Here is a 23,548-nt window from a genome sequence, read left to right as displayed (position 1 = left end):
TTGGCATGCTTGCTCCATGACACGTCGCGCGCTGGTGACCGGGGCAACCTCAGGGATCGGCAACGCGTTCGCCAAGGAGCTGGCCCGGCGCGGCTACGACCTCGTGATCGTGGCCCGTACGACCGAGCGGCTGGAGTCCCTGGCGACGCAGATGCGCAGCAAGCACCGGGTCGAGGTCGACGTCGTGACGGCCGATCTGTCGACCACCGAAGGCGTACGCGCGACAGTCAACAAACTCACCGACACGACCCGTCCGGTCGACCTGCTGGTCAACAACGCCGGGGCCTCGCTCGCCGGCTGGTTCGGCACGACCGACATCAACGACGAGGACCGCCAGCTCGACCTCCTCGTCCGTGCACCGATGCACCTCATGGACGCGGCGATCAAGACCATGGCCGGCCGTGGTGGTGGCCAGATCATCAACGTGTCGAGCGTCGCGGCGTTCACCCCGCGCGGCGTCTACTCCGCCCACAAGGCCTGGCTCCTCAACCTCTCGCAGTGGGCCGACATCCACTACGCCGACGTCAACATCTCGGTGCAGGCGCTGTGTCCCGGGTTTGTCCGCACGGAGTTCCACCAGCGCGGCGAGATGGACGTCTCGGGCGTGCCGAAGTGGATGTGGCTCAAGGCCGACAAGGTCGTCAAGACCTCGCTCAAGGACCTCGACAAGGGCAAGTCGGTGTCGATCCCGTCGGTCCGCTACAAGGTGCTGGCCGGGCTCGCACGCTACCTCCCGAAGGGGCTCGTCACGCGCATCGCGAAGCGTGGCCGCTAGACATGAGCACGCCCAAGACCCTCGTCCTGCCGCCTGGGGTTGAGGCGGTCACGGTCGAGACCTCGCGTGGCGGGTTCGCGGCGCACGCCGTACGCACGGACGGCGCCGTCGGGCACGTCCTCCTCGTGCCTGGCTGGACCGGGTCCAAGGAGGACTTCACCGCATTCCTGCCGTTCCTGGCGGCGGCGGGGTTCGACGCGACGACGTACGACCAGCGGGGCCAGTACGAGACACCGGGCGCGCCCGACGGTGACTACACGCTCGACGGGTTCGCCGCTGATGCGCTGGCCGTCGAGTCGGCCGTCACGCCGACGCCGTCCCACCTCCTCGGGCACTCGTTCGGCGGCCTCGTCGCGCAACAGGCCGTCGTCGCCGACCCGTCCGCGTGGCACAGCCTGAGCCTGCTCTGCACCGGCCCCGGTGCCCTCGGAGAGACTCCGGGCCGGCCACCGCTGACTCCGCTCGTGCAAGCAATCGGAGCGATGTCACTCGCAGAGATCCGCGCCCACATGCCGCGCGATCGCTCGCTGGCGCCGGACATCGCGGAGTTCCTGGACCAGCGCTTCACCTCGAACGCACCGGCATCGCTCAAGGCCATCACCCAGCTCCTGATCGACGCGCCCGACATCATCGACGAGGTGGCCGCGACCGGCCTCCCGTTCTGGGTCGGCCGCGGCGCCGACGACGACGCGTGGCCGCACGACGTACAGGAAGCCATGGCCAAGCGCCTCGACACCGAGATCCACATCGTCGAGGATGCTGCCCACTCCCCCGCTGTCGAGAACCCGCAGGGCCTCATCGACGCATGGTTGCCGTTCCTGAAGGAGAACACCTGATGGCCAACTTCACTCGCGGATTCACCGGCGGTGCCCGGCGCGGCGGCGACACGCGCTTGCCACCCGGCCAGTACGACACCGGCGCCACCTGGCCGGTCCTCACCGCCGAGCTGACCCCGACGATCGACCTCGACACCTGGACCATGACGGTCGACGGCCTGGTCGAGAAGCCGACGACGTGGGACTGGCGCGGCATCCACGCGCTGCCGTCGTCGTCCTACTTCGGCGACATCCACTGCGTGACGACGTGGACCAAGTTCGACACCACGTTCGCCGGCGTCAGCGTCGACGCGTTGCTCGAGATCGCGAAGCCCAAGCCCGAGGCCACGCACGTCATGGCGACCGCGACGACGGGCTACAACACCAACCTGCCGCTCGACGACATCACCGACGGCAAGGCGTGGATCGTCTGGGAGTTCGACGGCAAGCCGCTGGCGCCCGAGCACGGTGGTCCCGTACGCCTGCTGGTGCCGCACCTCTACTTCTGGAAGTCGGCCAAGTGGATCACCCAAATCGAGCTGATGGACCACGACGAGCAGGGCTTCTGGGAGCGCAACGGCTACCACGACCGCGGCGACCCGTGGCTGGAGCAGCGCTACCAGGGTGATGCATGACCGAGCGCCAGCGAGGGAACCGGCAGGCACTCATGCTGTCGTTCTCGTATCGTGGGTTTCTATCGGGGACGACAGCATGACTGAGGCGATTGCCAGCTCGTGGACCACCGGCATCGTGCGCGAGGTCGAGCGGTTCGGCGAGACGTACGTCCGGCTGCGGCTCGAGGTCGCCGACCGGCACGACCACGTGCCCGGCCAGCACTACGTCGTACGCCTGCGGGCACCTGACGGCTACACCGCCCAGCGGTCGTACTCCCTCGCCTCGGATCCAGCCGACCCCTTGATCGAGCTCATGGTCGAGTGCCTGCCGCGCGGCGAGGTGTCGGGGTTCCTGCACGACGTCGTCGAGGTGGGCGACGAGCTCGAGCTGCGCGGCCCGATCGGCCGGTGGTTCGTGTGGGGCGGCGAGGTGCCGTCGCTGTGTGTCGCCGGCGGATCCGGCGTCGTGCCGTTCGTCTCGATGCTCCGCTACGCCCGGCGCATGGGCACGGCCTCGCAGCTCACGATCGTCGCCTCGGCGCAGACCCGGGAGCGACTGCCCTACATCGAGGAGCTCGAGGAGTTCGGCGCCTTCATCGCGCTGACCCGCGAGAACCACGGCGATCGCGTCGCCGCCCACATCTACCCCGACGAGCTGGCCGAGCTCTCCAAGGGCATCGAGCGGGCGTACGTCTGCGGGTCGGCGGGGTTCGTCAGCTTCGTGGGCCGCAGCCTCGGCGAAGCCGGAGTGCCGAGCAGCATCGTGCGCGTCGAGCAGTTCGGCGTCACCAGCTAGACAACGCTCGAGATATGGATCGATCTGCACCACCACGTCGGGGCTCCTGGTGCATCGGAATCCGAATCTCGGAGGTCACCGGTCCAGGAGGCGCCGGTACTGCTCGGGCTCGGTCGTGTTGCCGCCGAGGGGGAAGTCGATCTTGCCGGTGCCGTGATAGTCGCTGGAGCCCGTACGCACGAGGCCGAGGTCACGTGCGATCTGCCGCAGGGCCGCACGGTCCTCGGCTCCGTGGTCGTTGTGGTCGACCTCCAGCCCGTCGAGCCCTTGCTCCTTGAGCGTGCCGATGCGGTCGCGGGTCAGCACCCGATGGCTGCCGCGTGACCACGGGTGCGCCAACACGGCCTTGCCGCCGGCCGCCTTGACCAGGCCGATCGCGGTGGGCAGGTCGGCGGCATAACGGTCGACGTACGCCGGCCGGCCTGGCTTGAGGTAGCGCTCGAACGCCTCGTTGCGGTCCTGCACGACACCGAGGTCGATCAGCGCGTCGGCGACGTGCGGGCGGCCGGTCGCCGCGGCGTTCGTCGACCTCGCCCGTACGTCGTGCGCGGTGATGTCGATGCCGAGCCCGCGCAGCCGCTCGAGGGTGGCCGGGAGCCGGGAGTTGCGCCCGTCGATGACCTTGCGGAGCTCGTGCAGGAGTGGCTTGTCCTTGGGGTCGAACTCGTAGCCCAGCAGGTGCACACTCTTGCCGTCGAGCTTCGTCGAGATCTCGATGCCGTGCACCAGCGTGATGCCGACCCGCCTGGCCGTCTTGTCGGCCTCCTTCCACCCCTCGGTGGAGTCGTGATCCGTGATCGCGATGACGTCGAGCCCCGCTGCCTTGGCGTTCTCGATCAGCTCCGTCGGGGTGTCGGTGCCGTCGGACCGGTCGCTGTGGGTGTGGAGGTCGATCTTCACGTGGTCAGGCTACTCAGGGCAGGCAGTTCCACTGGCGGACGACCTGCGTGCCGCGGTCGACGCCGAGCACCGAGATCGTCGCGGTGTCGAGTGCGAAGAGCCGACCCTCCGAGACGTCGAGCCCCAGCCAGCGGGCCGCGAGCGCGCGCAAGGAGTGGCCGTGCGCGAAGACGAGTGTCTTGCCGTCGGCTGCCCGCGCCCGTGCGACGACCCGGTCGAGCCGCTCGGCCACCTGCGCGGCGGTCTCACCACCGGGCGACGGGTGCGTCCAGACGCTCCAGTCCGGGACGGTCCTGCGGATCTCGGGAGTCGTCAGACCCTCGTAGTCGCCGTACGCCCACTCGGCGAGATCCTCGTCGATCTCGGGGCGGGCAAAACCGGCGAGCTCCGCGGTGTGGATCGCGCGGCGGCGCGGACTCGACATGACGTGCACGAACTCGATGCCGGACAGCGGGCCCACGAGCGTACGGGCTGCGGCTTCGCCCTTCTCCGTCAGCGGCAGGTCGGTCGTCGAGGTGTGCTGGCCGCTGCGGCTCCACTCCGTCTCGCCGTGGCGCACCAGCCAGAGCTGGTCCTCGACCTCGTCAGCGTGGGACAAGCGCCCAGACGTCCAGGTCGAGCAGCACGCCGGGCGCGTACGTGTCATCGGAGCCGCGCAGGGTCATGGACTCGTCGCGACCCTTGGTGGCCACGAGGCGCAGGCGCAGCGCACCGACGCCCGGTGCCGGCGTCTCGGCCTTGTCGAGCACCTCCGACCACGCGTACACGGTGTCACCGGCGAATGCGGGTGACACGTGGGCCCCGGCGTTGATCGCCGCGATCAGCTGGCCGTTGGCGAGGCCGTTGAACGACAGCGCGCGGGCCAGCGAGATGACGTGGCCACCATAGACGAGGCGGTTGCCGTCGGGCCGCGCCTCGGTGTTGAAGTGCACCTTGGCGGTGTTCTGCCACAGTCGGGTGGCGAGCATGTGCTCCGGGTCGGTGAGGGTCACGCCGTCGACGTGGTCGATCTTCTCGCCGATCTCGTAGTCGTCGAAGCGGTGCGGCTCCCCCGCCGCCTCGAAGTCGTACGTCGTGAAGTCGAGCCCTGCAGGCAGGATCAGGTCGTCGGCGGCGACGGCAGGAGCGAGATCGGGCACGACGGTCTCGGGCGCGGGCGCATCCAGGTCGCGCTTGTGCACCATGACCCAGCGGGCCCAGTCGAGCACGACCTCGTCACGCTGGTTGGTCGCGGTCGACCGTACGTAGACCACACCGGTCTTGCCGTTGGAGTTCTGCTTGAGGCCGATGACCTCGGACCGCGTCGCGATCGTGTCACCTGGCACGACCGGGCGGTGGAAGCGGCACTCGGCATAGCCGAGGTTGGCCACGGCGTTGAGCGAGACGTCGGGCACGGTCTTGCCGAACGCGATGTGGAACGCGATCAGGTCCTCGACCGGGGCCGGACTGAGGCCCACCGAGGCGGCGAACTCCGCCGAGGACGGCACCGCGAAGCGCGTCGGGTAGAGCGCTCCGTAGGCCGCACGATCACCTTCGGTGACGGTGCGCGGCGTCGCGTGTCGGAGGACCTGGCCGACCTCGAAGTCCTCGAAGAAGTTGCCAGGGTTGGTCTTGGTCCCGCTCATGCTCAGACGGCGAACGGGTCGCGGCCGGGCAGCTTGGCGAGGAGCTCCTGGCCCTGGGCGAGGAACTTGTGCTCGACCAGCACCTCGTACTTGGTCGCCACGACCTTCTGCACCGAGCTGAAGTCGCGCTGGCCGCGGGTGGCGGCATAGCCGAGAGCCGCAGAGGTCACGAAGAAGATCACGCCCAGGACGACCCCACCCAGCACGGCGGCGGCGAACGAGCTGCCGTCGCTGAACATGGCCAGGAGCAGTCCGACGAACAACCCGAATCCCACCCCCGAGCCGGCGCCGGCCATCAGCACCCGGCTCCACGTCAGGCGGCCGGTCACGCGCTCGACCTGCTTGAGCTCCGTGCCGACGATCAGGACGTTCTGCACCGGGAACTCGTTGTCCGAGAGGTAGTCGACGGCCTTCTGGGCATCGGCGTACTTGTCGAACACGCCGAGCGACTGCGGGTACTCGAGCGAGAAGATCTCTGCCATGGCTTGCCCTTTCAAACGGTAGAGCTAGAGCTTGTAGTCCTTGAGAAGGCTGCGGCCGATGATCATCTTCTGGATGTCAGAGGTGCCTTCGCCGATGAGCATGAACGCGGCCTCGCGGTAGAGGCGCTCGATCTCGTACTCCTTGGAGTAACCGTAGCCGCCGTGGATGCGGAACGAGTCCTGCACCACCTCGTTGCAGTACTCCGCAGCCAGCATCTTGGCCATTCCGGCCTCGACATCGTTGCGTTCACCCGAGTCCTTGCCCCGGGCCGCCCGCACGACCATCGCGTGCGACGCTTCGACCTTGGTGGCCATCTCGGCCAGGCGGAACAAGATCGCCTGGTGCTGCGCGATGGGCTTGCCGAACGTCTCACGCTGCTGGGCGTACGCGATGCCGAGCTCGAACGCCCGGTTGGCGATGCCGACAGCCCGGGCGCCGACGTTGACCCGGCCGACCTCGACACCGTCCATCATCTGGTAGAAACCCTGACCCGGCTTGCCACCCAACACCTGGTCGGCGGAGATCTGGTGCTTGTCCAGGATCATCTCGGTGGTGTCGATGCCCTTGTAGCCCATCTTCTCGATCTTGCCCGGGATCGTGACCCCTTGAGCCGTCTCGCCGAAGCCAGGTTCCTTCTCGACCAGGAACGTCGTCATGTTCTTGTAGACCGAGTCGTCACCCTCGTCGGTCTTGCACAGCACCGCGACCAGGTTGGACGACCCACCGTTGGTCAGCCACATCTTCTGGCCCGTGATCTCGTAGCCGTCGGCGTTCTTGGTGGCCTTGGTCTTGATCGCCGCCACATCAGACCCCAGTGCCGGTTCGGACATGGAGAACGCGCCGCGCACCTCACCGGTGGCCATCTTGGGCAGGTACTTCTGCTTCTGCTCGTCCGTGCCGTGCTGGCGGATCAGGTAGGCCAGGATGAAGTGCGTGTTGATCACACCCGACACACTCATCCAGCCCCGGGCGATCTCCTCGACCACCAGCGCGTACGTCAGCAGGGACTCGCCGAGTCCGCCGTACTCCTCGGGGATCATGATCCCGAAGATGCCCAGCTCCTTGAGCCCCTCCACGATGTCGGTCGGGTACTCGTCCTTGTGCTCCAGCTCCGTCGCAACCGGAAGAATCTCCTTCTCCACGAACTGACGAACCGTCTTCAGGATCTCTTCCTGGATCTCGGTCAGACCTTCGGTACGGACAAGACGACCCATTGCGGGGCTCCTCAAAATGTTGCCGGCGTTGACCTGCTGACTGTACCGACGGGTCATTCGTCTGTCGTCCGGTGCGGATGGTGACGTTCGTTACCCAGCGTTAACTTAGTCGGGCAGGACCTCCGCGGGCGGTGGCCGGCGGATGACCACGACAACCAGCCCGGCGAGGATCAGGGCCAGCCCCACATACACCCCGACCGGGGGCGTCTGGTCGAGGAACACGCCCGCCAGGATCGCTGCACCCGGCACCTCGAACAGCAGCAGGAGCGAGATCAGGCCCGGGCTCATGACCGCCAGCAGGTGGTTGAGCACCGAGTGCCCCAGCAGCTGCGCGCAGATCGTGACGCCGACGATCGCCAGCCAGGTGTGGCCGGAGAAGTCGACCATCTCCACCTGCGCGACGAGGCACGAGATCGCCAGGGTCACCGCGCAGATGCCGTAGCAGGCCACGGTGTACGACGTGGTCGACACGCTCTCGCGGACCCGGCTGCCGGCCATCAGGTAGAGCGCGGCGGTCAGTCCTCCGACCAGCGCGAGCAGGTCACCCGCAACGGCGCGAGCCGAGAGCGAGAAGTCGACACCGGTGATGACGAGCACGCCGACGACCGCGATCGAGACGCCGGCGACGACCGCCGGCGGAGTGCGTTTGCCGCGCAGGAGGTCGATCACCACGACGAACACAACCTGCATGCTGACCATGGCTGTGGCCGCGGCGACTGACGTCATCTTGAGCGCGCTGACCCACGTGGCGAAGTGCACGGCCAGCATCACGCCCGCGAACACCGTGGCGTACCAGCCTTCGAGGCCCAGCCCCGTCAGCTCCCGCCGGATCGTGCGAGCGGCGAAGGGCGCCACGACGGCCGTGCCGAGGGCGTTGCGCCAGAAGCCGATCGCCAGCGCCGGAGCGTTGGCGCCGGCCATCAGCGGCCCCGACGCCGAGACGCCCAGGATCGCGACGATGGCGAGGAAGGCGTTCACCCCGTCAGTCTGCCGGTATGCCTGCCCGGCCGGCCGCGCCGTGCCACCATGTCGCCATGACTGCGCTCGCCATCTGCCTCATCGCCGTCGGTGCCGTTGCCTCGGTGCTCGGTGTCCTGCGGTTCGTCGCGTCCCGTCGCCAGGTGCTTGCCCCCGGCGAGGTCGCTCGCGGCAACGGCCTCCCGCTGATGCTCGGCGGCGACGCCGCCCTGATTGCCGGAGTCCTCCTGCTGGTCCTGTAGGGCGCCGAGCAGACGAGTCAGCGCTCGTGCCCAGCCCTGACGGGTGACACAGGCGAGAGAACCAGAACGAGAACAGGTTCTTGTCTTTGTGCGATCCTGTCGCCATGGACCTGGCAGCGCTCGAAGACATCCGCCGGCTGAAGTACCGCTACTTCCGGTCGCTCGACCTGAAGCTCTGGGACGAGTTCGCCGACACGTTTACCGCCGACGCCGTCGGCCGCTACGGCACCAAGGTGTACGGCGAGCTGGACGCCCTCGAGGGTCGTGACGCGATCGTCGGGTTCATGAGCGAGAAGCTCTCGAACGGCATCATCACGGTGCACGTCGCACATCACCCGGAGATCGACGTCGACGGCGACACCGCCGAGGGGTCGTGGGGGTTCGAGGACACCGTGATCGCGACAGACTTCAAGATGCTGATCCGCGGCGCCGGCTACTACCGCGACCACTACCGGCGCGAGGCCGACGGCTGGCGGATCGCCGAGACGTCGTACGAGCGCATCTACGAGTCGATGGAGTCACTCGACGACACCCCCAGCCACCAGCTGCTGGCCAATCGCTGGGCCATCCAGCAATGAGCAGTCGCTGCAGCGATCAGCCCCACGCCTTCTCGAGCTCGGCCAGTGCCGACTCGAGGTGGGTCAGCAGTCGCTGCAGGTGTGGGACGGAGCGGCGGCAGCCGATGAGGCCGAAGTCGAGATAGCCGGCGCGACTCGTCAGCGTGATGTTGAGCGCGAGGCCGTCGGTCACGATCGACACCGGATACATCCCGTCGAGCCGTGAGCCGTTGAAGTACATGTCGTTCTTGGGCCCAGGGACGTTCGAGACGACGACGTTGAACGGCGGGTTGGTGTACTTCACGAACCCCGGGATCGGCGTCAACGCCAGCGGCAGCATCTGCAGGGCCGAGAACGCGAGGATCTGGGTCGGGCTGAGGTCGCTGAGGATCTTCTTGGCCTGTCGCGACGAGTACGAGATCTCCTCGAGGCGGGTCGCACCCTGGTCACGGTCGGTCGCGAGGTTGACGATGATCGCACCGGTCGCGTTGCCCGTCCCGGTGTCCTTGCCCGCCGACTCGGCCCGCAACGACAGCGACACCGGCACCATCGCCGTCATGGGCTCGTCGGGCAGGGCGTGCTGCTCGAGCAGATAGTCACGCAGCGCGCCGGACACCATCGCGAGCACGACGTCGTTGAGCGTCGTCGCCGAGGACTTGGCCACCCGCTGGATGCGCTCGATCTCCCACGACTGGGCGGCGAAGCGTCGAGCGCCGCCGATCGACCCGTTGAGGATCGTCTTGGGTGCGCGCGGCAGCGTGATGTCACCTTCGCGGATGATCTGGTTGGCGATCTTGAGCCCGGCCGGCACCAGCCCGGCGATGTCACCCGCCGCACCCGCTCCCGTACGTACGAGGGCCATCGGATCGAACCCCCGCTTGTCGCCCGAACGCTTGCGGGCCGGCAGCGCCCACGGCGGCAGGCAGTCCTGCGCATCGGGGTCCTCGCTCAGCGATCGCTGCATGAGCCGCAGCGCCGAGACGCCGTCGACCATTGCGTGGTGCACCTTGGTGTAGACCGCGATCCGGCCGTCCTGCAGGCCCTCGACGACGTGCACCTCCCACAACGGCCGGCGCCGGTCCAGCAGCGAGCCGTGCCACCGCGACGTCAGCTGCAGGAGCTCCCGGATGCGGCCCGGGCTCGGCACCGCCGAGTGGCGTACGTGGTGGTCGTAGTCGATCGTCTCGTCGGTCTTCCAGCGCGTGCCGACAGGCTCGCCCGGGCGCTTGCGAAACAACGGGGAGATGTTGTCGGTCTGCCGGAACGCGTCGAGCATCTCCCGCACGAACTCAGGTCCCGCGCCGTCCGGCGGCACGAACAGCTGGAGGCCGCCGACGTGCATCGGATGGTCCCGGTTCTCCGCCAGCAGGAACATCGAGTCCGTGGGTGGCATGAACGACATCGGCAATCCTCACGAAAAGTTGGACGTACTGGCAGTACGCTAACGATCGCATGTGGCGCAAGTCACTTTGTGTGAAATATTCGTTAACGCATGTCGGTTGAATGTTCTACAACCGTCTGGAGGAGATTCCGATGGCACCACATCTGTCGCTGGCCGCTCAACCGCAGTTCTTCAGCGGCGCGAGCCTCCAGTCTCGTCTCCTCGGCTTCGGGTTGCGCCACACCGTACGCCCCTTGCTCGGAGCGTGGGCCCGGCTCCCCTTCGACGTCTTCCCGCCCAACGTGGTCGAGCAGATCGCCCGGATCCTGCCGGTTCACGAGGGCACGATGTGGCGCTCGGTCGACCTCGCCGACTGCGGCAGCGAATGGCTGCAGGCCAAGGGCGTCTCGGACATCCACGGCGGCAACCCTGGTGCGATCCTCTACTTCCACGGTGGCGCGTTCCTCACCTGCGGGCTCAACACGCACCGCCGGCTCGTGTCCCGCATCTCCTACGCCGCCAAGCAGCCCGTGCTCAACGTCGGCTACCGCCAGATGCCCTACGAGCCGATCACCGAGTCGGTCGCCGACGGCGTCGACGGCTTCCGCTGGCTGCTCGAGCAGGGCTACGCGCCTCAGGACATCACGATCGCGGGCGACTCCGCCGGCGGCTACCTCGCCTTCAGCGTCGCCCGTGCCGTCATGGACAAGGGCTGGGGCCAGCCGGCCGGCGTCGTGGCGATCTCGCCGCTGCTCGACTTCGACCCGGCAGGCAAGCAGGGCCACCGCAACGCCAACCGCTGCGAGACGTTCCCGATGAGGGCGGTCGCCAAGCTCACCGACGTCTCGCTGCGCATGGACACCCGCCGCGGCATCTCGGGCCACCGAGTCGACCCGGTCAACATGCCGCTCGCCGACATGCCGCCCGCCCTGATCCACATCGGCTCCAACGAGGTGCTCATGGCCGACGCCGAGCTGATGGCCAACCGCCTCGTGTCGGCCGGCGTGCCGTGCGACCTGCAGGTGTGGGACCGCCAGGTCCACGTGTTCCAGGCCGCTGCCTCGTGGGTCCCGGAGGCGCGCACGGCCATCGAGGAGATCGGTACGTTCGTCCGTGGCCTGGCCGAGCGCGAGGCCACCGGCACCACCCCGGTCGCCGCACCGGCGACGGCAGCGACCTCGCGCCGCAGCCGGGCAGCCGTACGCTGAGCGGTGTGAACCGCACCGACCTCGTCGCCGAGCTCGCCAAGAAGTCCGGACTGCTCTGGATCTCGTACGCCGGGCACACCCGCGCGGTGTGGCACGAGTGGGTCGGCGACGCCGTCTGCGTCGTCGCCGGAGGCACCGAGCAGCCGCTGCCCGACATCGAGCGGCACGAGACCGTGATCCTGGGCCTGCGCAGCAAGTCGACGCGCGCCCTGGTGGCCGAGGTCAAGGCCAAGGTCGAGGTCGTGACACCCGACTCGGAGCACTGGGAGGTCGTGACCTCGGCCCTCAAGTCCGGCCGCCTCAACCTCAGCGACGGTGACCACGCGATCGAGCGATGGGCCACCGAGTCCGTTGTGGTGCGCCTCGTGCCGACCGACGAGATCTCTCTGCCGGACCAGATCGCCACGACGATCCGGCACACGTCGCCACATCTCACGCGTTGACCACGCCCATCCGGGTATCGGGAAGCAGAGAGCCGAGGAGAGCCAGACATGCCTGACGACACGATCAACGAGGACGAGCTCGAGATCCACGACCCCAAGCGGGCCGCGGCGGGAGTCACCGGCGTACGGGTCTCGTTGCAGCGTTCGTTGTCGCACATGGGCCTCAAGAACACCGCGAAGACCCTCCTCAAGCTCAACCAGGCCGACGGCTTCGACTGCATGAGCTGCGCGTGGCCCGACCCCGACCCGGAGAACCGGCACACCGCCGAGTTCTGCGAGAACGGCGCCAAGGCCGTCGCCGAGGAGGCGACCAAGGAGCGGGCCGACCCCGCGTTCTTCGCGCGGCACAGCATCGCCGACCTGTCGGCTCGCGACGAGTACTGGCTCGGTCAGCAGGGCCGCATCACGCATCCCATGATCAAGCGGCCTGGCGGGACGCACTACGAAGAGATCGGCTGGGAGGAGGCCCTGCGCCTGATCGGCGACCAGCTCACCTCGCTGGGCTCACCCGACGAGGCGATCTTCTACACCTCGGGCCGGGCGTCCAACGAGGCTGCGTTCCTCTATCAGCTGTTCGTCCGCGCGTACGGCACCAACAACATGCCCGACTGCTCCAACATGTGTCACGAGTCCAGCGGCACCGCGCTGACCGAGTCGATCGGGATCGGCAAGGGCAGCGTCAGCCTGCGCGACATCTACGACGCCGAGTGCATCGTGATCGCCGGCCAGAACCCCGGCACCAACCACCCGCGCATGCTGTCAGCGCTCGAGATCGCCAAGCGTCGCGGCGCCACGATCATCGCGATCAACCCGCTGCGCGAGGCCGGGCTCGTCAACTTCCGCAACCCGCAGAAGCCCCGCGGCGTGGTGGGCAAGGGCACCGACATCGCTGACCTGCACCTGCCGATCAAGATCAACGGCGATCTCGCCCTGTTCCAGGCGATCGGCTCGCTGCTGCTGGAGTGGGACGCCGTCGACCACGAGTTCGTCGAGCGCCACACCCACGGTTTCGAGGCGTGGGCCGAGCACGTACGCGCCGTGGACTGGGGCGTCGTCGAGTCGGCGACCGGCCTCACCCGCGCCCAGATCACGGAGGCCGCGGAGCTGATCCGCGCCTCGGACGCCACGATCTACTGCTGGGCCATGGGGCTCACGCAGCACCGCAACGCGGTCGCGACGATCCGCGAGGTCGCCAACCTCGCGCTCGCCCGCGGCGACATCGGCAAGCGCGGTGCCGGACTGTGTCCCGTACGCGGGCACTCCAACGTCCAGGGTGACCGCACGATGGGCATCTGGGAGCGCGTCCCCGAGCACTTCCTCGACGCCTTGCAGGCCGAGTTCGGTTTCGACCCACCCCGCAAGCACGGCTTCGACACGGTCGACGCGATCCGCGCGCTGCGTGACGGCAAGGCGGCGTTCTTCATGGGCCTTGGAGGCAACTTCGTCCAGGCCGCACCCGACACCGAGGTCACCGCCAAGGCCCTGAGCAGCGCCGCGATGACGGTCCAGGTGTCGACCAAGCTCAACCGCTCGCACCTGGAGTGCGGCGACACCGCCCTGATCCTGCCGACCATGGGCCGCACCGAGAAGCTCGTGACCGCGGCCGGCGAGCAGTACGTCACGGTCGAGGACTCGATGTCGGCCGTCCACGCCTCGCGCGGGGTCCTGCCGCCGATCGGCCCGCACGTACGCTCCGAGGTCGCGATCATCGCCGGCCTGGCGGAGGCCACGGTCGGCCGCCGGGACGGCATCGACTGGTCGGCGATGGCGATCGACCACGACATCATTCGCCACCACATCTCGCGCGTCGTGCCGGGCTGTGAGGCATACACGCACAACGTCGACCGGCCCGGCGGCTTCGTGCTGCCCCACCCGCCGCGCGACTCTCGTACGTTCGAGACCACGAGCGGCAAGGCCGAGTTCGTGCCGTCGCCGATCGAGCTGCTGCACGTGCCCGAAGGACACCTCGTGCTGCAGACGCTGCGTAGCCATGACCAGTTCAACACCACGATCTACGGCCTGAGCGACCGCTATCGAGGCATCGAGGACGGTCGCCGGGTCGTGTTCGTCCACCCCGACGACATCGCGGCGCAGGGCTTCGCCCCCGGCGACCTCGTCGATCTCGTCTCGCGCTGGGACGGCGACGACGTCACGCGCGTCGCCAAGCGGTTCCGCATCGTGCCCTACGAGACCCCTCGCGGGTCGGCGGCGGCCTACTACCCCGAGACCAATCCGCTCGTGCCGCTCGACTCCACGGCGACCGGCAGCAACCAGCCGACCTCCAAGTCCGTCATGGTGCGGCTCGAGCCGCACCCCACCGAGCACGAGGCCAACGTCGGCGCCGCGCAGGACGACGTGGGCGCGGACGACTCGCACAAGACCGACCGCCAGCCGCGGCACCTGTCGTGACCGATCCCTACGACCTCCAGAGGTTCGTCGACGCGCAGGACGGCGGGACGTACGACCGTGCGCTGGCCGAGCTGCGGGCCGGCCGCAAGACGAGCCACTGGATGTGGTTCGTCTTCCCGCAGATCGCCGGTCTGGGCCGCAGCGAGATGGCCGTCCGCTATGCCATCTCGACGCTCGACGAGGCCCGGGCATACGCGACGCACGAGGTGCTGTGGCGCCGCTACGAGGCGTGCTGCGAGGCACTCGCCGGACTCGGCGAGGTCGCGATGACGGACGTACTCGGACCGGTCGACGCGCAGAAGCTGCACTCCTCGCTGACACTGTTCGCCGAGGCCGCACCCAACCCCACGATCACCGCACTGATCGAGCGGCATTTCGGCGGCGAACCGGACCCCGCGACCATCAGCCTGCTCTGACCTGCTCCACTGCGCTGACGTCCCACGTTCGGGGCAGGGCTCGACGGTAGAGTTCGAGCGTGAGCGCAACGCCCGGACGCATCTTCCTGTCCCGCATCGTGGGCCAGGCGGTCTTCGACCCCGCGGGCGACCAGGTCGGCAAGCTCCGCGACGTCGTCGTCGCCGTACGTTCCGCCCGCCAGCGTCCTCGCGTGCTCGGCCTCGTCGTCGAGGTGCTGGGCCGGCGACGTGTGTTCCTGCCGATCACCCGCGTCACGTCACTCGACTCGGGCCAGATCATCACGACCGGCGTGCTCAACGTCCGAAAGTTCGTGCAGCGCCGCACCGAGACGCTCGCGATCCACGAGTTGCTCGACCGCACCGTGACCCTGCCCGACGGCACCAGCGGCACGGTCTACGACCTCGCGATGGAGCAGGATCCGCGCCGCGACTGGTACGTCAGTGACGTCGCGGTGCAAAGCGGCGGCAAGCGGTTCGGGCGTCGCGGCCCCCACCAGGTGCTCGAGTGGGACCAGGTCAAGGGCCTGACGACCGAGGAGGCCGGCCAGGGCGCGACCCACCTCCTCGCCACGATGGACGAGATGCGCGCGGCCGACCTCGCCAACGCCCTGCGCGACCTCCCCCCCAAGCGCCGCATGGAAGTCGTCACCGAGCTCGACGACGAGCGCCTCGCCGACGTCCTCGAGGAGCTGCCCGAGAAGGACCAGGTCGAGATCCTCGGCGTGCTCGATCCCGAGCGGGCCTCCGACGTGCTCACCGAGATGGACCCCGACGACGCCGCCGACCTGCTGGGCGAGCTGCCCACCGCCGTCGCCGAGGCGCTGCTGGCGCTGATGGAGCCCGACGACGCCGAGGACGTACGCCGGCTGCTGACCTACGAGGAACGCACCGCCGGCGGCATGATGACGACCGAGCCTGTCGTGCTGCCGCCTGATGCGACGATCGCCGAGGCGCTGGCGCGCATACGCAATCCCGACCTGATCCCGGCGCTCGCGTCGATGGTCTACGTGTGCCGGCCGCCGCTCGAGACGCCGACCGGCAAGTTCCTCGGCATCGTCCACTTCCAGGCCCTGCTGCGTGAGCCGCCCTCGACGCTGGTGAGCGCGATCGTCGACAACGACATCGACTGGCCGCGCCCCGAGGCATCGCTCGAGCACGTCGCCAACCTGCTCGCCGCCTACAACATGGTCGCGCTGCCGGTCGTCGACGAGAACTTCCACCTGCTCGGGGCGGTGACCATCGACGACGTGCTCGACCACCTGCTGCCCGAAGGCTGGCGCGAGCAGGACGCTGAGCCTGATTCTGGGGCGGAGTCGGAGGTGGTCACGCATGGCTGACCGCGCCCGCCTCGACCAGCCGCGTTCCGTACGTCGCTCGTTCCGCTCCCGCCGCGAGCCCGACCCGGAGCGTTTCGGCCGCTTCGCGGAGTCGACCGCCCGGTTCCTCGGCACGGCCACGTTCATCGCCTGGATGACGGTGTTCGTCGTGGTCTGGATCGGCTGGAACATGCCGTACGGGCCCGACCGGCACCGTTGGGACGACTACCCGTTCATCTTCCTCACGCTGATCCTGTCGCTGCAGGCGTCCTACGCCGCGCCGTTGATCCTGCTCGCGCAGAACCGCCAGGAGGCGCGGGACCGCGTCACCCAGGAGCAGGACCGCGACGCGACAGCACAGGCCAATGCCGACATGGAGTTCCTCGCCCGCGAGGTCGCCAGCCTGCGGCTCGGACTCGGCGAGGTCGCCACCCGCGACTTCATCCGTGGCGAGCTGCGCGGCCTGATGGCCGACCTCGACGAACGCGATGCCGAGGACGAGTCCAAGGACTGACGCGCGCCAGTAGGACGGATCTTCATGCGTTCGCGCTGCCCTGACGCCTAGAACGCATGGATACCGGCGTCTGCCATCCACCCCCGGCGACTGATCTCCATGCGTTCCGGCTGTCCACGCAGCACGAACGCATGAAGATGCGTCCCGCGGCACCCTGGGGAGGGTTTCAGCGGTCGCGGGCGACGCGGGTCTCGTCCCAGACGGGCTCGTCGGACTCATAGACCCGGCCGTCGGCGCCGAAGACCAGGAACCGGTCGAAGCCGCGGGCGAACCATCGGTCGTGGGTCACCGCCACGACCGTGCCCTCGAACGTCGACAGCGCCTGCTCCAGCGCCTCGGCGGAGTGCAGGTCGAGGTTGTCGGTCGGCTCGTCGAGCAGCAGCAACGTCGCGTTGGACAGCTCGAGCAGCAGGATCTGGAACCGCGCCTGCTGGCCGCCCGACAGCTGCTCGAAGACCTGGTCGCCGGCCTTGGCGAGTCCATAGCGGTCGAGCGCCTTGGCCGACCCCTCGTGCCCCATGCCCTTACGGTGCCCGTCACCGTGGTGCAGGATCTCCAGGAGCGTACGGCCGAGCAGCGAGGGGTGCTCGTGGGTCTGCGCGAACCAACCCGGGCGTACGCGTGAGCCGAGCTTGGCCATGCCGGTGTGGTCGACCGGCGGTGGGATGACGTCGCCGACCGGCTCGTGCTCGATGTCGGGACGCGACCCGCCCGCCGCGAGCAGGCGCAGGAAGTGCGACTTGCCCGAGCCGTTGCTGCCCAGCACCGCGACACGCTCACCGAACCAGATCTCGAGGTCGAACGGCTTCATCAGGCCCGTGAGCTCGACCTGTTCGGCAACCACCGCACGCTTGGCCGTACGCCCGCCGTCGAGCCGCATCCGCAGGTTCTGGGCGATCGGCACGGCCTCGGGCGGCCCCTCGCGCTCGAACCGCTCGAGCCGGGTCACCGCCGCCTGCAGGCGTGAGGCCATGTCGGCGTTGTAGGCGGCCTTGGCGCGATACATCACGACGAGCGCCTTGAGCTTGGCCCGCTCCTCGTCCCAGCGCAGCCGACGCTCCTCGAGCTTGGCGTTGCGGTCGATGCGCGCCTGGAGGTAGGTCGAGAAGCGCCCCGGGTGCACCCAGAGCGAGCTGCCGGCCGCGCCGGGCTCGAGGGTCGCGATGCGTTGGGCAACCCGCTCGATGAGCTCGCGGTCGTGACTCACGAACAGCACGGTCTTGGGTGACTCCACGAGCTCGTCCTCGAGCCACCGCTTCGCCGGCACGTCGAGGTAGTTGTCCGGCTCGTCGAGCAGCAGCACCTGCTCGGGCCCGCGCAGCAGCGCCTCGAGCACGAGCCGCTTCTGCTCGCCGCCCGACAGGGTCGTGACCTGACGCCACTGCGCCTTCTGGAACGGCACCCCCAGGGCCGAGACGGTGCACACGTCCCACATCGCCTCGTGCTCGTAGCCGCCGGCGTCGCCCCAGTCGACGAGCGCCTGGGCGTACGCCATCTGGGTGCGCTCGTCGTCGTGCTCCATCATGAGCAGCTCCATGCGGTCCACCTCTGCAGCGGCCTTGCGCACTGCCGGCGGCGCGACCGAGACCAACAGGTCGCGCACGGTCGACTCATCGCGTACGGATCCGATGAACTGCCGCATCACGCCCAGACCGCCGGAGATCGTGACGGCGCCGTCATGGGGCTCGAGGTCACCCGTCGCGATGCGGGTCAGCGTCGTCTTGCCGCTACCGTTGGGGCCGATCAGGGCGACCTTCATGCCCTCGCCGACGCGGAGGCTGACCTCGTCGAGCAGGGGTCGCCCGTCGGACAGCGTGAAGCTGATGGAGTTGAGGTCGAGGTGTCCCACTCCGACATCCTCGCAGCCCCTCGATGTGAAGCAGCGCCGAAGCCGAGCAGGAGTGGGTGATTCACCGCTGCCGCAGTGCTCGAGGACGAGGTCCTCGACGCCAGGTCGGCGCCGACGGTGTCGCCGGGCCTCCCGCTGCCGGCCTGGGCGCTCGAGGCCGGCGCCCGCATCATCCGCACCGAGGCCGAGCTCGTCCTCAAGAGCCGATGGGTCGACTCCCGAGTGCTTCGCGAGTCCGGCTTCGCCTTCACCTACCCCTCGCTCGCCGCCGCGCTCGACGAGATCGCCGGTCGTACGCCCCGTGGGCTCCTGCCCGTCGCGCTGGGGTGATTAGGTCACACTCAGCCATCACCCCAGTGGCGCCCCCGTACGATGGAGGCATGGCAGTGGTCACCGAAGAGCAAGTCCGAGAAGCCCTCAGCAAGGTCAACGACCCTGAGATCAAACGACCCATCACCGAGCTCGGGATGGTCGACGGCATCACGATCGAGGAAGCGCAGATCACCGTACGCCTGCTGCTGACGGTGTCCGGCTGCCCGCTCAAGGACACCCTCAACCGTGACATCACTGCTGCGATCGCCACCGTCGCCCCGGCCCACGCGGTCGTCGTCGACATGGGCGTCATGACCGATGAGCAGCGCAAGAGCATGCAGGAGCTGCTCCGCGGCGGACGCACCGAGAAGGAGATCCCCTTCGCACAGGCCGGCTCGCTGACCAAAGTCTTCGCGATCGCCTCGGGCAAGGGCGGCGTCGGCAAGTCGACCGTCACCGTCAACCTCGCACTCGCGATGGCCAAGCGCGGGCTCAAGGTCGGCATCATCGACGCCGACATCTACGGGCACTCGATCCCCGACATGCTCGGCGTCGGAGACCTGAAGCCGACCCAGGTCGAGGACATGATCATGCCGGTCCCGGTCAAGGGCATGAAGGTCATCAGCATCGGCATGCTCAAGCCCCGCAAGGACCAGGTCGTCGCCTGGCGCGGACCGATGCTCGACCGGGCGCTCGTGCAGATGCTCAGCGACGTCTACTGGGGCGACCTCGACGCCCTGCTCCTCGACCTCCCGCCGGGCACCGGTGACGTCGCGATCAGCCTCGGCCAGCACCTGCCCAACGCCGAGGTCGTCGTCGTGACGACCCCCCAGCCCGCCGCCGCCGACGTCGCGGAACGCGCCGGCACGATGGCCTCGATGATGCACCAGCGCGTCGTCGGCGTCATCGAGAACATGTCCTACCTCCAGGTCCCCGGCGGCGAGCGCATGGAGATCTTCGGCTCCGGTGGAGCCGCCAAGGTCGCCGAGACGCTCAGCGGCCGCTTCGGCTACGACGTGCCGATGCTCGGCCAGATCCCGCTCGACCAGTCACTCCGCGAGGGCGGCGACGCGGGCGACCCGATCGTCGAGACCGACCCGGACTCCGAGGCCGCCAAGGTCCTCCAAGGCGCCGCCGACCAACTGAGCGGACGCTCACGCGGTCTCGCCGGCATGCAGCTGGGGCTCGCCCCGGCAGGACGGCTCTAGGCGCCGCATGTTCGGCATGGGCCTGCCCGAGATCGGCGTCATCCTCGTCGTGGGCCTGCTCGTGTTCGGCCCCGACAAGTTGCCCGAGATCGCCAAGCAGGCCGGCGGCTTCGTGCGTACGCTCCGCCAGATGGCCGAGAACGCCAAGAACGACCTAGGCCGCGAGATGGGCGAGGACTTCTCCGACCTCAACCTCCGCGACCTCGACCCGCGCGAGATCGTCCGCAAGAACTTCCTCGATGACGACACGACACCGTCGCCGACCAAGGAGCAGCGGATCCTGCGGCCCGGCGAGACCCCGCCGTACGACTCCGAGTCGACCTAGCGGCTGGGGCCGCGGTGCCATGATGGCATCGTGGGCGCGATCACGATTCGACCGGTCGAGGCTGACGAGTGGCCGATCATGGCGTGGCTGTGGCAGTGCTTCCGCCACGACCTGGCGCCGATCGTCTCGGCACTCCCCTACGCCGACGGGCGCTACCAGACCGCCGGCCTCCCGGCCGAGCACACAGCCGACACCGTGACGTACCTGGCGTGGCAGGCCCATCCCCGCGCGGATGAGCCCGCTCCGGTCGGCTTCGCGGTCGTCGACGACCTCACCACGGACCGTCGATCACTCGCCGCACTGTGGGTCGCACCGGCCGTTCGCCGTGACGGGGTGGGCATGATGCTGGCCCTCGACGTCGTCGGGCGTCACGACGGGCCATGGGCGATCGCGTGCCAGCACGACAACGCCGCGGCACTCGGGTTCTGGCGCCGCTTCGCGGACCTCGCGTTCGGGCCGGGACGGTGGCGCGAGGATCAGCGCGAGGTGCCGGGCAGACTCGGCGTGCCGCCGGACCACTGGATCGAGTCGAGCTAGGCGGCGTCGAGCCAGGCCGTCATGCGGTCGAGCCCGTCACGTACGCGCTCGGTGGGCGTCTCGTCGCGCGACCCACGCGGCAGCTGGGACACCGCCTGCTCGACCCGCCCACGATCGGCGTCCGTCACGATCGTGTAGACGACGCCGTCGTCGTCCCACGTCACGAGCATCGGCTCACCCTCGCGCACCCAGACCTCGGAGCCACCCATCTCGGCCTGCTCGAAGTCCTTGATGCTGTCGTGGTCGAGCGATCCGTTCTGCTCGAACAGATTGAGCTTGCTGCTGCCGTTGGAGTAGCTGAGCGCCACGACCTCCTGGTGGTCCGCGAACGCCCCGGAGACCCGATGCATGTCGCCGGCGAGGGTCGTCAGGCACGGCCAGCCCGAGCTGTCGAGCTTGGTCATCGTCGCGTCCTCGATGACGTGACCGGCGGGCACGGCGGTCGCGCCGAAGAAGTCGGCAGCGTACTGGTTGAACGGCGGGGCAACCTCGTCGCCGACCCGGGACTCGGCACCACCCACGGCGTACGCGGTCATCACGACCGCCACCGAGGCGCTGGCCAGCACGACGCCAGCGCGGAATGGCGCCGAGCGACGTAGGCGGACCCACCAGCTCTCGTTCTCGGGTGGTGCGGCGGCCAGCCCCGACAGCGATGCGAGGAGACCGGGCGGGGGCTCAGGCGCCGAGACGGTCGACATGCGGGACTTCAGCAGCCGCTGCTGACGCACCGCCTTGGCGCACTCGTCGCACGTCTGCAGATGCGTGAGCGCCTCGCGCGTCGCGGGCTCGGACAGCTGTCCGTCCACGAACGCGGCAACGTCGGCACCCAGATGAGCCATCAGACCCCAACCGGACCCACGAATCGGGTCCGGCCCTTGCGGGGCGCACGGTGGGCGAGCGTCTCGCGCAGCTGCGTGCGGCCACGGTGGATGCGGGAACGGACGGTGCCGAGCTTGACGCCGAGCACGTCGGAGATCTCCTCGTAGGACAGGCCCTCGATGTCGCACAGCACGACGGCGACGCGAAACTCGTCGGACAGCGATGCCAGCGCGAGCTCGATGTCGGGGTCGAAGTTGGCGTCGTGGACTGCGGACTCCGGCAGCACCTCAGAGCTCAGCAGCTTCTCCTCGGCGCCCTCGTAGAAGCCGTCCATGCGTACGCGCGACTTGCGGCGTACGCGATCCAGGAAGAGGTTCGTGGTGATGCGGTGGAGCCAGCCCGGGAAGTTGCCCGGCTCGTAGGTGTCGAGCGACTTGAAGACCCGGATGAACACGTCCTGGGTGAGGTCCTCGGCATCCTGCCGGTTGCCGGTCAGGCGGTAGGCCAGCCGGTAGACCCGCGCGGAGTGCTCCGCGACGATGTCGTCCCAGTCGAGCGTTGCCGTGGTCACGTCGTCTTCCTTCATGAATTGATCGAACACCTCGTACCTGAGAGAACGCATGGAAACTCCTGACTGTTCCCCAGATTCCGGCCACATCACATGGTTGAGCCTCCGCAGCCAACGGCGCTCGCGCGGATAGTCTGGCCTTGACCACCGCGACCGAGGAGCCGACCATCACCACCGCAGCCAGCCTGGCCTACGCCGAGGACTTCCTGAGCGAGGACGATCACCTCGTCGCCGCGCGGCGCCGGTCGGACGACGTCGGGGTCATCCCGGTCGGCCCGGGAGGCGGTGCGGCGCTGTCGTTCCTCGCCTCCGTGGTGCAGGCCAAGTCGGTCGCCGAGATCGGCACCGGCACCGGCGTATCCGGGCTGTGGCTGCTCCGCGGCATGCAGCCCGACGGCGTCCTGACGTCGGTCGACCTCGAGGCGGAGCACCAGCGGCTCGCCCGCGAGACGTTCACCGAAGCCGGCTACGCCCCTCAGCGCTTCCGCCTGATCGCCGGCGCCGGACTCGACGTCATGCCGCGGCTGACCGATGCCGGCTACGACGTGGTGTTCCTCGACGGCGACAAGGTCGAGTACGGCGAGTACCTCGACCAGGCCATGCGGCTCGTGCGCCCCGGCGGGATCATCGTGTTCGACAACGCCCTCTGGCACGACCGGGTCGCCGACCCGGCACAGCGCGACCCCGAGACGTCGGCGATCCGCGACGTCGTGCAGCGGGTCAGGAACGACGAGCGCCTCCGCAGCGTGCTGCTGCCGCTCGGCGACGGCCTGCTGGCCGCGCAGCTGCTCGCCTAGACGCGTCGGTGCGAGACCATCCACTCGCCGGCAGCCGGTGACACGAGCACCGGCAGCGAGGCCGGCTGGCCACGCCGGTGCCGGGCGACTGCGTCCTGGCACACGGCGTTGGAGCACACGTGGGTGGCTTCGAACGGGTTGAGGCCATCAGCGCGTACGTCGAGTGCGATCCGGTGGAGTACGCCCACGTCAGGCAGGTCCTCGGCCTCGGCGATCCGCGCGCGCACGGCGATGCCCTCGCTCTCGAGGCGTGCACTGTCCGCAGCGCTCTCGGGCTCGGCCCACCGCAGGTGAGCAGCGAACGCCAGCATCAGGACACCGCCGAGGACGACCAAGGGGATCGCCCACCAGGGCATCGAGACGAAGATCGGCAGCGCCGCGACGACGAGGCCGCCCAGGGCGGTCTCCATCGCGCCTGCCCGGGACACCCTCGCATCATGCTCCGTC

The 23,548-nt window shown here is 68.9% G+C and carries 28 protein-coding genes; 17 read left to right on the top strand and 11 right to left on the bottom strand.

Annotated elements, in window-relative coordinates:
* Nucleotides 1-16 precede the first annotated feature (16 nt).
* The 4 genes from ESP70_RS09415 (at nucleotide 17) to ESP70_RS09400 (ending at nucleotide 3,000) form a co-directional block, all read left to right on the top strand.
* Entirely contained in the window at nucleotides 17-775 is a 759-nt protein-coding gene (locus tag ESP70_RS09415; RefSeq protein WP_149689025.1) for an SDR family NAD(P)-dependent oxidoreductase, read from the top strand.
* Nucleotides 776-777: 2 nt separating this feature from the next.
* Nucleotides 778-1,611, top strand: a complete 834-nt coding sequence (locus ESP70_RS09410; protein WP_149689024.1) for an alpha/beta fold hydrolase — start codon at nucleotides 778-780, stop codon at nucleotides 1,609-1,611.
* Nucleotides 1,611-2,225: a sulfite oxidase-like oxidoreductase gene (locus ESP70_RS09405; protein ID WP_149689023.1), complete on the top strand. Its 615-nt coding sequence runs from the start codon at nucleotides 1,611-1,613 to the stop codon at nucleotides 2,223-2,225. The genes ESP70_RS09410 and ESP70_RS09405 overlap by 1 nt, the downstream gene beginning before the upstream one ends.
* Before the next feature lie 76 nt (nucleotides 2,226-2,301).
* Nucleotides 2,302-3,000, top strand: coding sequence for an FAD-binding oxidoreductase (locus ESP70_RS09400; RefSeq protein WP_149689022.1), 699 nt, complete (start codon nucleotides 2,302-2,304; stop codon nucleotides 2,998-3,000).
* Between the two features lie 75 nt (nucleotides 3,001-3,075).
* Here the strand turns inward: ESP70_RS09400 and ESP70_RS09395 are convergent, their stop codons facing one another.
* The 6 genes from ESP70_RS09395 to ESP70_RS09370 form a co-directional block, all read right to left on the bottom strand.
* A complete protein-coding gene (locus ESP70_RS09395) occupies nucleotides 3,076-3,900 on the bottom strand; it encodes a PHP domain-containing protein (protein ID WP_149689021.1) in 825 nt (274 codons plus the stop codon).
* Nucleotides 3,901-3,913: 13 nt separating this feature from the next.
* Entirely contained in the window at nucleotides 3,914-4,498 is a 585-nt protein-coding gene (locus ESP70_RS09390; RefSeq protein WP_246161986.1) for a histidine phosphatase family protein, read from the bottom strand.
* A complete protein-coding gene (locus ESP70_RS09385) occupies nucleotides 4,485-5,525 on the bottom strand; it encodes a MaoC family dehydratase (protein WP_149689019.1) in 1,041 nt (346 codons plus the stop codon). Before ESP70_RS09385 ends, ESP70_RS09390 begins: the two co-directional genes overlap by 14 nt.
* Before the next feature lie 2 nt (nucleotides 5,526-5,527).
* A complete protein-coding gene (locus ESP70_RS09380; protein ID WP_149689018.1) occupies nucleotides 5,528-6,007 on the bottom strand; it encodes a YflT domain-containing protein in 480 nt (159 codons plus the stop codon).
* A 24-nt stretch (nucleotides 6,008-6,031) separates the two neighbouring features.
* The gene (locus ESP70_RS09375; RefSeq protein ID WP_149689017.1) at nucleotides 6,032-7,222 is read right to left on the bottom strand and encodes an acyl-CoA dehydrogenase family protein; all 1,191 of its coding nucleotides are present in this window, start codon (nucleotides 7,220-7,222) and stop codon (nucleotides 6,032-6,034) included.
* Nucleotides 7,223-7,327: 105 nt separating this feature from the next.
* A complete protein-coding gene (locus ESP70_RS09370) occupies nucleotides 7,328-8,200 on the bottom strand; it encodes a DMT family transporter (RefSeq protein ID WP_149689016.1) in 873 nt (290 codons plus the stop codon).
* 56 nt (nucleotides 8,201-8,256) lie between these two features.
* Between ESP70_RS09370 and ESP70_RS09365 the strand changes: the two genes are divergently transcribed.
* Entirely contained in the window at nucleotides 8,257-8,442 is a 186-nt protein-coding gene (locus tag ESP70_RS09365; RefSeq protein ID WP_149689015.1) for a hypothetical protein, read from the top strand.
* A gap of 104 nt (nucleotides 8,443-8,546) precedes the next feature.
* Nucleotides 8,547-9,020, top strand: coding sequence for a nuclear transport factor 2 family protein (locus tag ESP70_RS09360; RefSeq protein WP_149689014.1), 474 nt, complete (start codon nucleotides 8,547-8,549; stop codon nucleotides 9,018-9,020).
* 16 nt (nucleotides 9,021-9,036) lie between these two features.
* Here the strand turns inward: ESP70_RS09360 and ESP70_RS09355 are convergent, their stop codons facing one another.
* Nucleotides 9,037-10,401 carry a WS/DGAT/MGAT family O-acyltransferase gene (locus ESP70_RS09355; protein ID WP_149689013.1) on the bottom strand — a complete coding sequence of 455 codons (1,365 nt, stop codon included), beginning with the start codon at nucleotides 10,399-10,401 and terminating at the stop codon, nucleotides 9,037-9,039.
* 131 nt (nucleotides 10,402-10,532) lie between these two features.
* On the opposite strand from ESP70_RS09355, the gene ESP70_RS09350 reads away from it, so the two are divergent.
* The 6 genes from ESP70_RS09350 to ESP70_RS09325 are packed head-to-tail and all read left to right on the top strand — an operon-like array spanning nucleotide 10,533 to nucleotide 16,686.
* A complete protein-coding gene (locus tag ESP70_RS09350; RefSeq protein ID WP_223148676.1) occupies nucleotides 10,533-11,588 on the top strand; it encodes an alpha/beta hydrolase in 1,056 nt (351 codons plus the stop codon).
* 5 nt (nucleotides 11,589-11,593) lie between these two features.
* Entirely contained in the window at nucleotides 11,594-12,031 is a 438-nt protein-coding gene (locus tag ESP70_RS09345; protein WP_149689011.1) for a hypothetical protein, read from the top strand.
* 48 nt (nucleotides 12,032-12,079) lie between these two features.
* Nucleotides 12,080-14,440, top strand: coding sequence for an FdhF/YdeP family oxidoreductase (locus ESP70_RS09340; protein ID WP_149689010.1), 2,361 nt, complete (start codon nucleotides 12,080-12,082; stop codon nucleotides 14,438-14,440).
* On the top strand, nucleotides 14,437-14,856 hold the full coding sequence (locus tag ESP70_RS09335) for a DUF1810 domain-containing protein (RefSeq protein WP_149689009.1): 420 nt from the start codon (nucleotides 14,437-14,439) through the stop codon (nucleotides 14,854-14,856). The genes ESP70_RS09340 and ESP70_RS09335 overlap by 4 nt, the downstream gene beginning before the upstream one ends.
* Before the next feature lie 59 nt (nucleotides 14,857-14,915).
* Entirely contained in the window at nucleotides 14,916-16,193 is a 1,278-nt protein-coding gene (locus ESP70_RS09330) for a magnesium transporter MgtE N-terminal domain-containing protein (protein WP_149689008.1), read from the top strand.
* Nucleotides 16,186-16,686 carry a DUF1003 domain-containing protein gene (locus tag ESP70_RS09325; protein WP_056398713.1) on the top strand — a complete coding sequence of 167 codons (501 nt, stop codon included), beginning with the start codon at nucleotides 16,186-16,188 and terminating at the stop codon, nucleotides 16,684-16,686. The genes ESP70_RS09330 and ESP70_RS09325 overlap by 8 nt, the downstream gene beginning before the upstream one ends.
* A 166-nt stretch (nucleotides 16,687-16,852) precedes the next feature.
* Here ESP70_RS09325 and ESP70_RS09320 read toward each other — a convergent pair whose 3' ends face one another.
* On the bottom strand, nucleotides 16,853-18,535 hold the full coding sequence (locus ESP70_RS09320; RefSeq protein ID WP_149689007.1) for an ABC-F family ATP-binding cassette domain-containing protein: 1,683 nt from the start codon (nucleotides 18,533-18,535) through the stop codon (nucleotides 16,853-16,855).
* Nucleotides 18,536-18,610: 75 nt separating this feature from the next.
* On the opposite strand from ESP70_RS09320, the gene ESP70_RS09315 reads away from it, so the two are divergent.
* From ESP70_RS09315 to ESP70_RS09300, 4 genes are read left to right on the top strand one after another with little or no spacing between them, the layout of a single operon-like run.
* On the top strand, nucleotides 18,611-18,865 hold the full coding sequence (locus tag ESP70_RS09315; protein WP_149689006.1) for a DUF1731 domain-containing protein: 255 nt from the start codon (nucleotides 18,611-18,613) through the stop codon (nucleotides 18,863-18,865).
* 50 nt (nucleotides 18,866-18,915) lie between these two features.
* Nucleotides 18,916-20,055: an Mrp/NBP35 family ATP-binding protein gene (locus ESP70_RS09310; protein ID WP_149689005.1), complete on the top strand. Its 1,140-nt coding sequence runs from the start codon at nucleotides 18,916-18,918 to the stop codon at nucleotides 20,053-20,055.
* 7 nt (nucleotides 20,056-20,062) lie between these two features.
* Complete coding sequence (locus ESP70_RS09305) at nucleotides 20,063-20,380, top strand: sec-independent translocase (RefSeq protein WP_149689004.1); 318 nt, start codon at nucleotides 20,063-20,065, stop codon at nucleotides 20,378-20,380.
* Nucleotides 20,381-20,410: 30 nt separating this feature from the next.
* A complete protein-coding gene (locus ESP70_RS09300) occupies nucleotides 20,411-20,917 on the top strand; it encodes a GNAT family N-acetyltransferase (RefSeq protein WP_149689003.1) in 507 nt (168 codons plus the stop codon).
* Here the strand turns inward: ESP70_RS09300 and ESP70_RS20085 are convergent.
* Complete coding sequence (locus ESP70_RS20085) at nucleotides 20,914-21,756, bottom strand: anti-sigma factor (protein ID WP_188110565.1); 843 nt, start codon at nucleotides 21,754-21,756, stop codon at nucleotides 20,914-20,916. The two genes, ESP70_RS09300 and ESP70_RS20085, sit on opposite strands and share 4 nt — an antisense overlap.
* A complete protein-coding gene (gene sigE / locus ESP70_RS09290) occupies nucleotides 21,756-22,322 on the bottom strand; it encodes an RNA polymerase sigma factor SigE (protein WP_246162028.1) in 567 nt (188 codons plus the stop codon). Before sigE ends, ESP70_RS20085 begins: the two co-directional genes overlap by 1 nt.
* A 122-nt stretch (nucleotides 22,323-22,444) precedes the next feature.
* Here sigE and ESP70_RS09285 point away from each other — a divergent pair, with 122 nt between their 5' ends.
* The gene (locus ESP70_RS09285; protein ID WP_235503459.1) at nucleotides 22,445-23,101 is read left to right on the top strand and encodes an O-methyltransferase; all 657 of its coding nucleotides are present in this window, start codon (nucleotides 22,445-22,447) and stop codon (nucleotides 23,099-23,101) included.
* Here ESP70_RS09285 and ESP70_RS09280 read toward each other — a convergent pair.
* Nucleotides 23,098-23,529: a hypothetical protein gene (locus ESP70_RS09280; RefSeq protein ID WP_149689001.1), complete on the bottom strand. Its 432-nt coding sequence runs from the start codon at nucleotides 23,527-23,529 to the stop codon at nucleotides 23,098-23,100. The two genes, ESP70_RS09285 and ESP70_RS09280, sit on opposite strands and share 4 nt — an antisense overlap.
* Between the last annotated feature and the right edge of the window lie 19 nt (nucleotides 23,530-23,548).

Source organism: Aeromicrobium ginsengisoli (genome assembly GCF_004134905.2).
GTDB classification, from domain to species: Bacteria; Actinomycetota; Actinomycetes; order Propionibacteriales; family Nocardioidaceae; genus Aeromicrobium; species Aeromicrobium ginsengisoli.
The sequence above is the reverse complement of the archived record's forward strand: the minus strand, read 5'-3'. Positions and strand labels throughout refer to the sequence as shown.

Excerpts from the sequence above, each read along its gene's own strand:
- ESP70_RS09350 (WP_223148676.1), top strand. The coding sequence starts at position 10,533 with ATGGCACCACATCTGTCGCTGGCCGCTCAACCGCAGTTCTTCAGCGGC.
- ESP70_RS09380 (WP_149689018.1), bottom strand. The coding sequence starts at position 6,007 with ATGGCAGAGATCTTCTCGCTCGAGTACCCGCAGTCGCTCGGCGTGTTC.
- ESP70_RS09360 (WP_149689014.1), top strand. The coding sequence starts at position 8,547 with ATGGACCTGGCAGCGCTCGAAGACATCCGCCGGCTGAAGTACCGCTAC.
- ESP70_RS20085 (WP_188110565.1), bottom strand. The coding sequence starts at position 21,756 with ATGGCTCATCTGGGTGCCGACGTTGCCGCGTTCGTGGACGGACAGCTG.
- ESP70_RS09385 (WP_149689019.1), bottom strand. The coding sequence starts at position 5,525 with ATGAGCGGGACCAAGACCAACCCTGGCAACTTCTTCGAGGACTTCGAG.
- sigE (WP_246162028.1), bottom strand. The coding sequence starts at position 22,322 with ATGAAGGAAGACGACGTGACCACGGCAACGCTCGACTGGGACGACATC.
- ESP70_RS09375 (WP_149689017.1), bottom strand. The coding sequence starts at position 7,222 with ATGGGTCGTCTTGTCCGTACCGAAGGTCTGACCGAGATCCAGGAAGAG.
- ESP70_RS09410 (WP_149689024.1), top strand. The coding sequence starts at position 778 with ATGAGCACGCCCAAGACCCTCGTCCTGCCGCCTGGGGTTGAGGCGGTC.
- ESP70_RS09405 (WP_149689023.1), top strand. The coding sequence starts at position 1,611 with ATGGCCAACTTCACTCGCGGATTCACCGGCGGTGCCCGGCGCGGCGGC.
- ESP70_RS09355 (WP_149689013.1), bottom strand. The coding sequence starts at position 10,401 with ATGTCGTTCATGCCACCCACGGACTCGATGTTCCTGCTGGCGGAGAAC.
- ESP70_RS09415 (WP_149689025.1), top strand. The coding sequence starts at position 17 with ATGACACGTCGCGCGCTGGTGACCGGGGCAACCTCAGGGATCGGCAAC.
- ESP70_RS09340 (WP_149689010.1), top strand. The coding sequence starts at position 12,080 with ATGCCTGACGACACGATCAACGAGGACGAGCTCGAGATCCACGACCCC.
- ESP70_RS09305 (WP_149689004.1), top strand. The coding sequence starts at position 20,063 with ATGTTCGGCATGGGCCTGCCCGAGATCGGCGTCATCCTCGTCGTGGGC.
- ESP70_RS09400 (WP_149689022.1), top strand. The coding sequence starts at position 2,302 with ATGACTGAGGCGATTGCCAGCTCGTGGACCACCGGCATCGTGCGCGAG.
- ESP70_RS09325 (WP_056398713.1), top strand. The coding sequence starts at position 16,186 with ATGGCTGACCGCGCCCGCCTCGACCAGCCGCGTTCCGTACGTCGCTCG.
- ESP70_RS09310 (WP_149689005.1), top strand. The coding sequence starts at position 18,916 with ATGGCAGTGGTCACCGAAGAGCAAGTCCGAGAAGCCCTCAGCAAGGTC.
- ESP70_RS09365 (WP_149689015.1), top strand. The coding sequence starts at position 8,257 with ATGACTGCGCTCGCCATCTGCCTCATCGCCGTCGGTGCCGTTGCCTCG.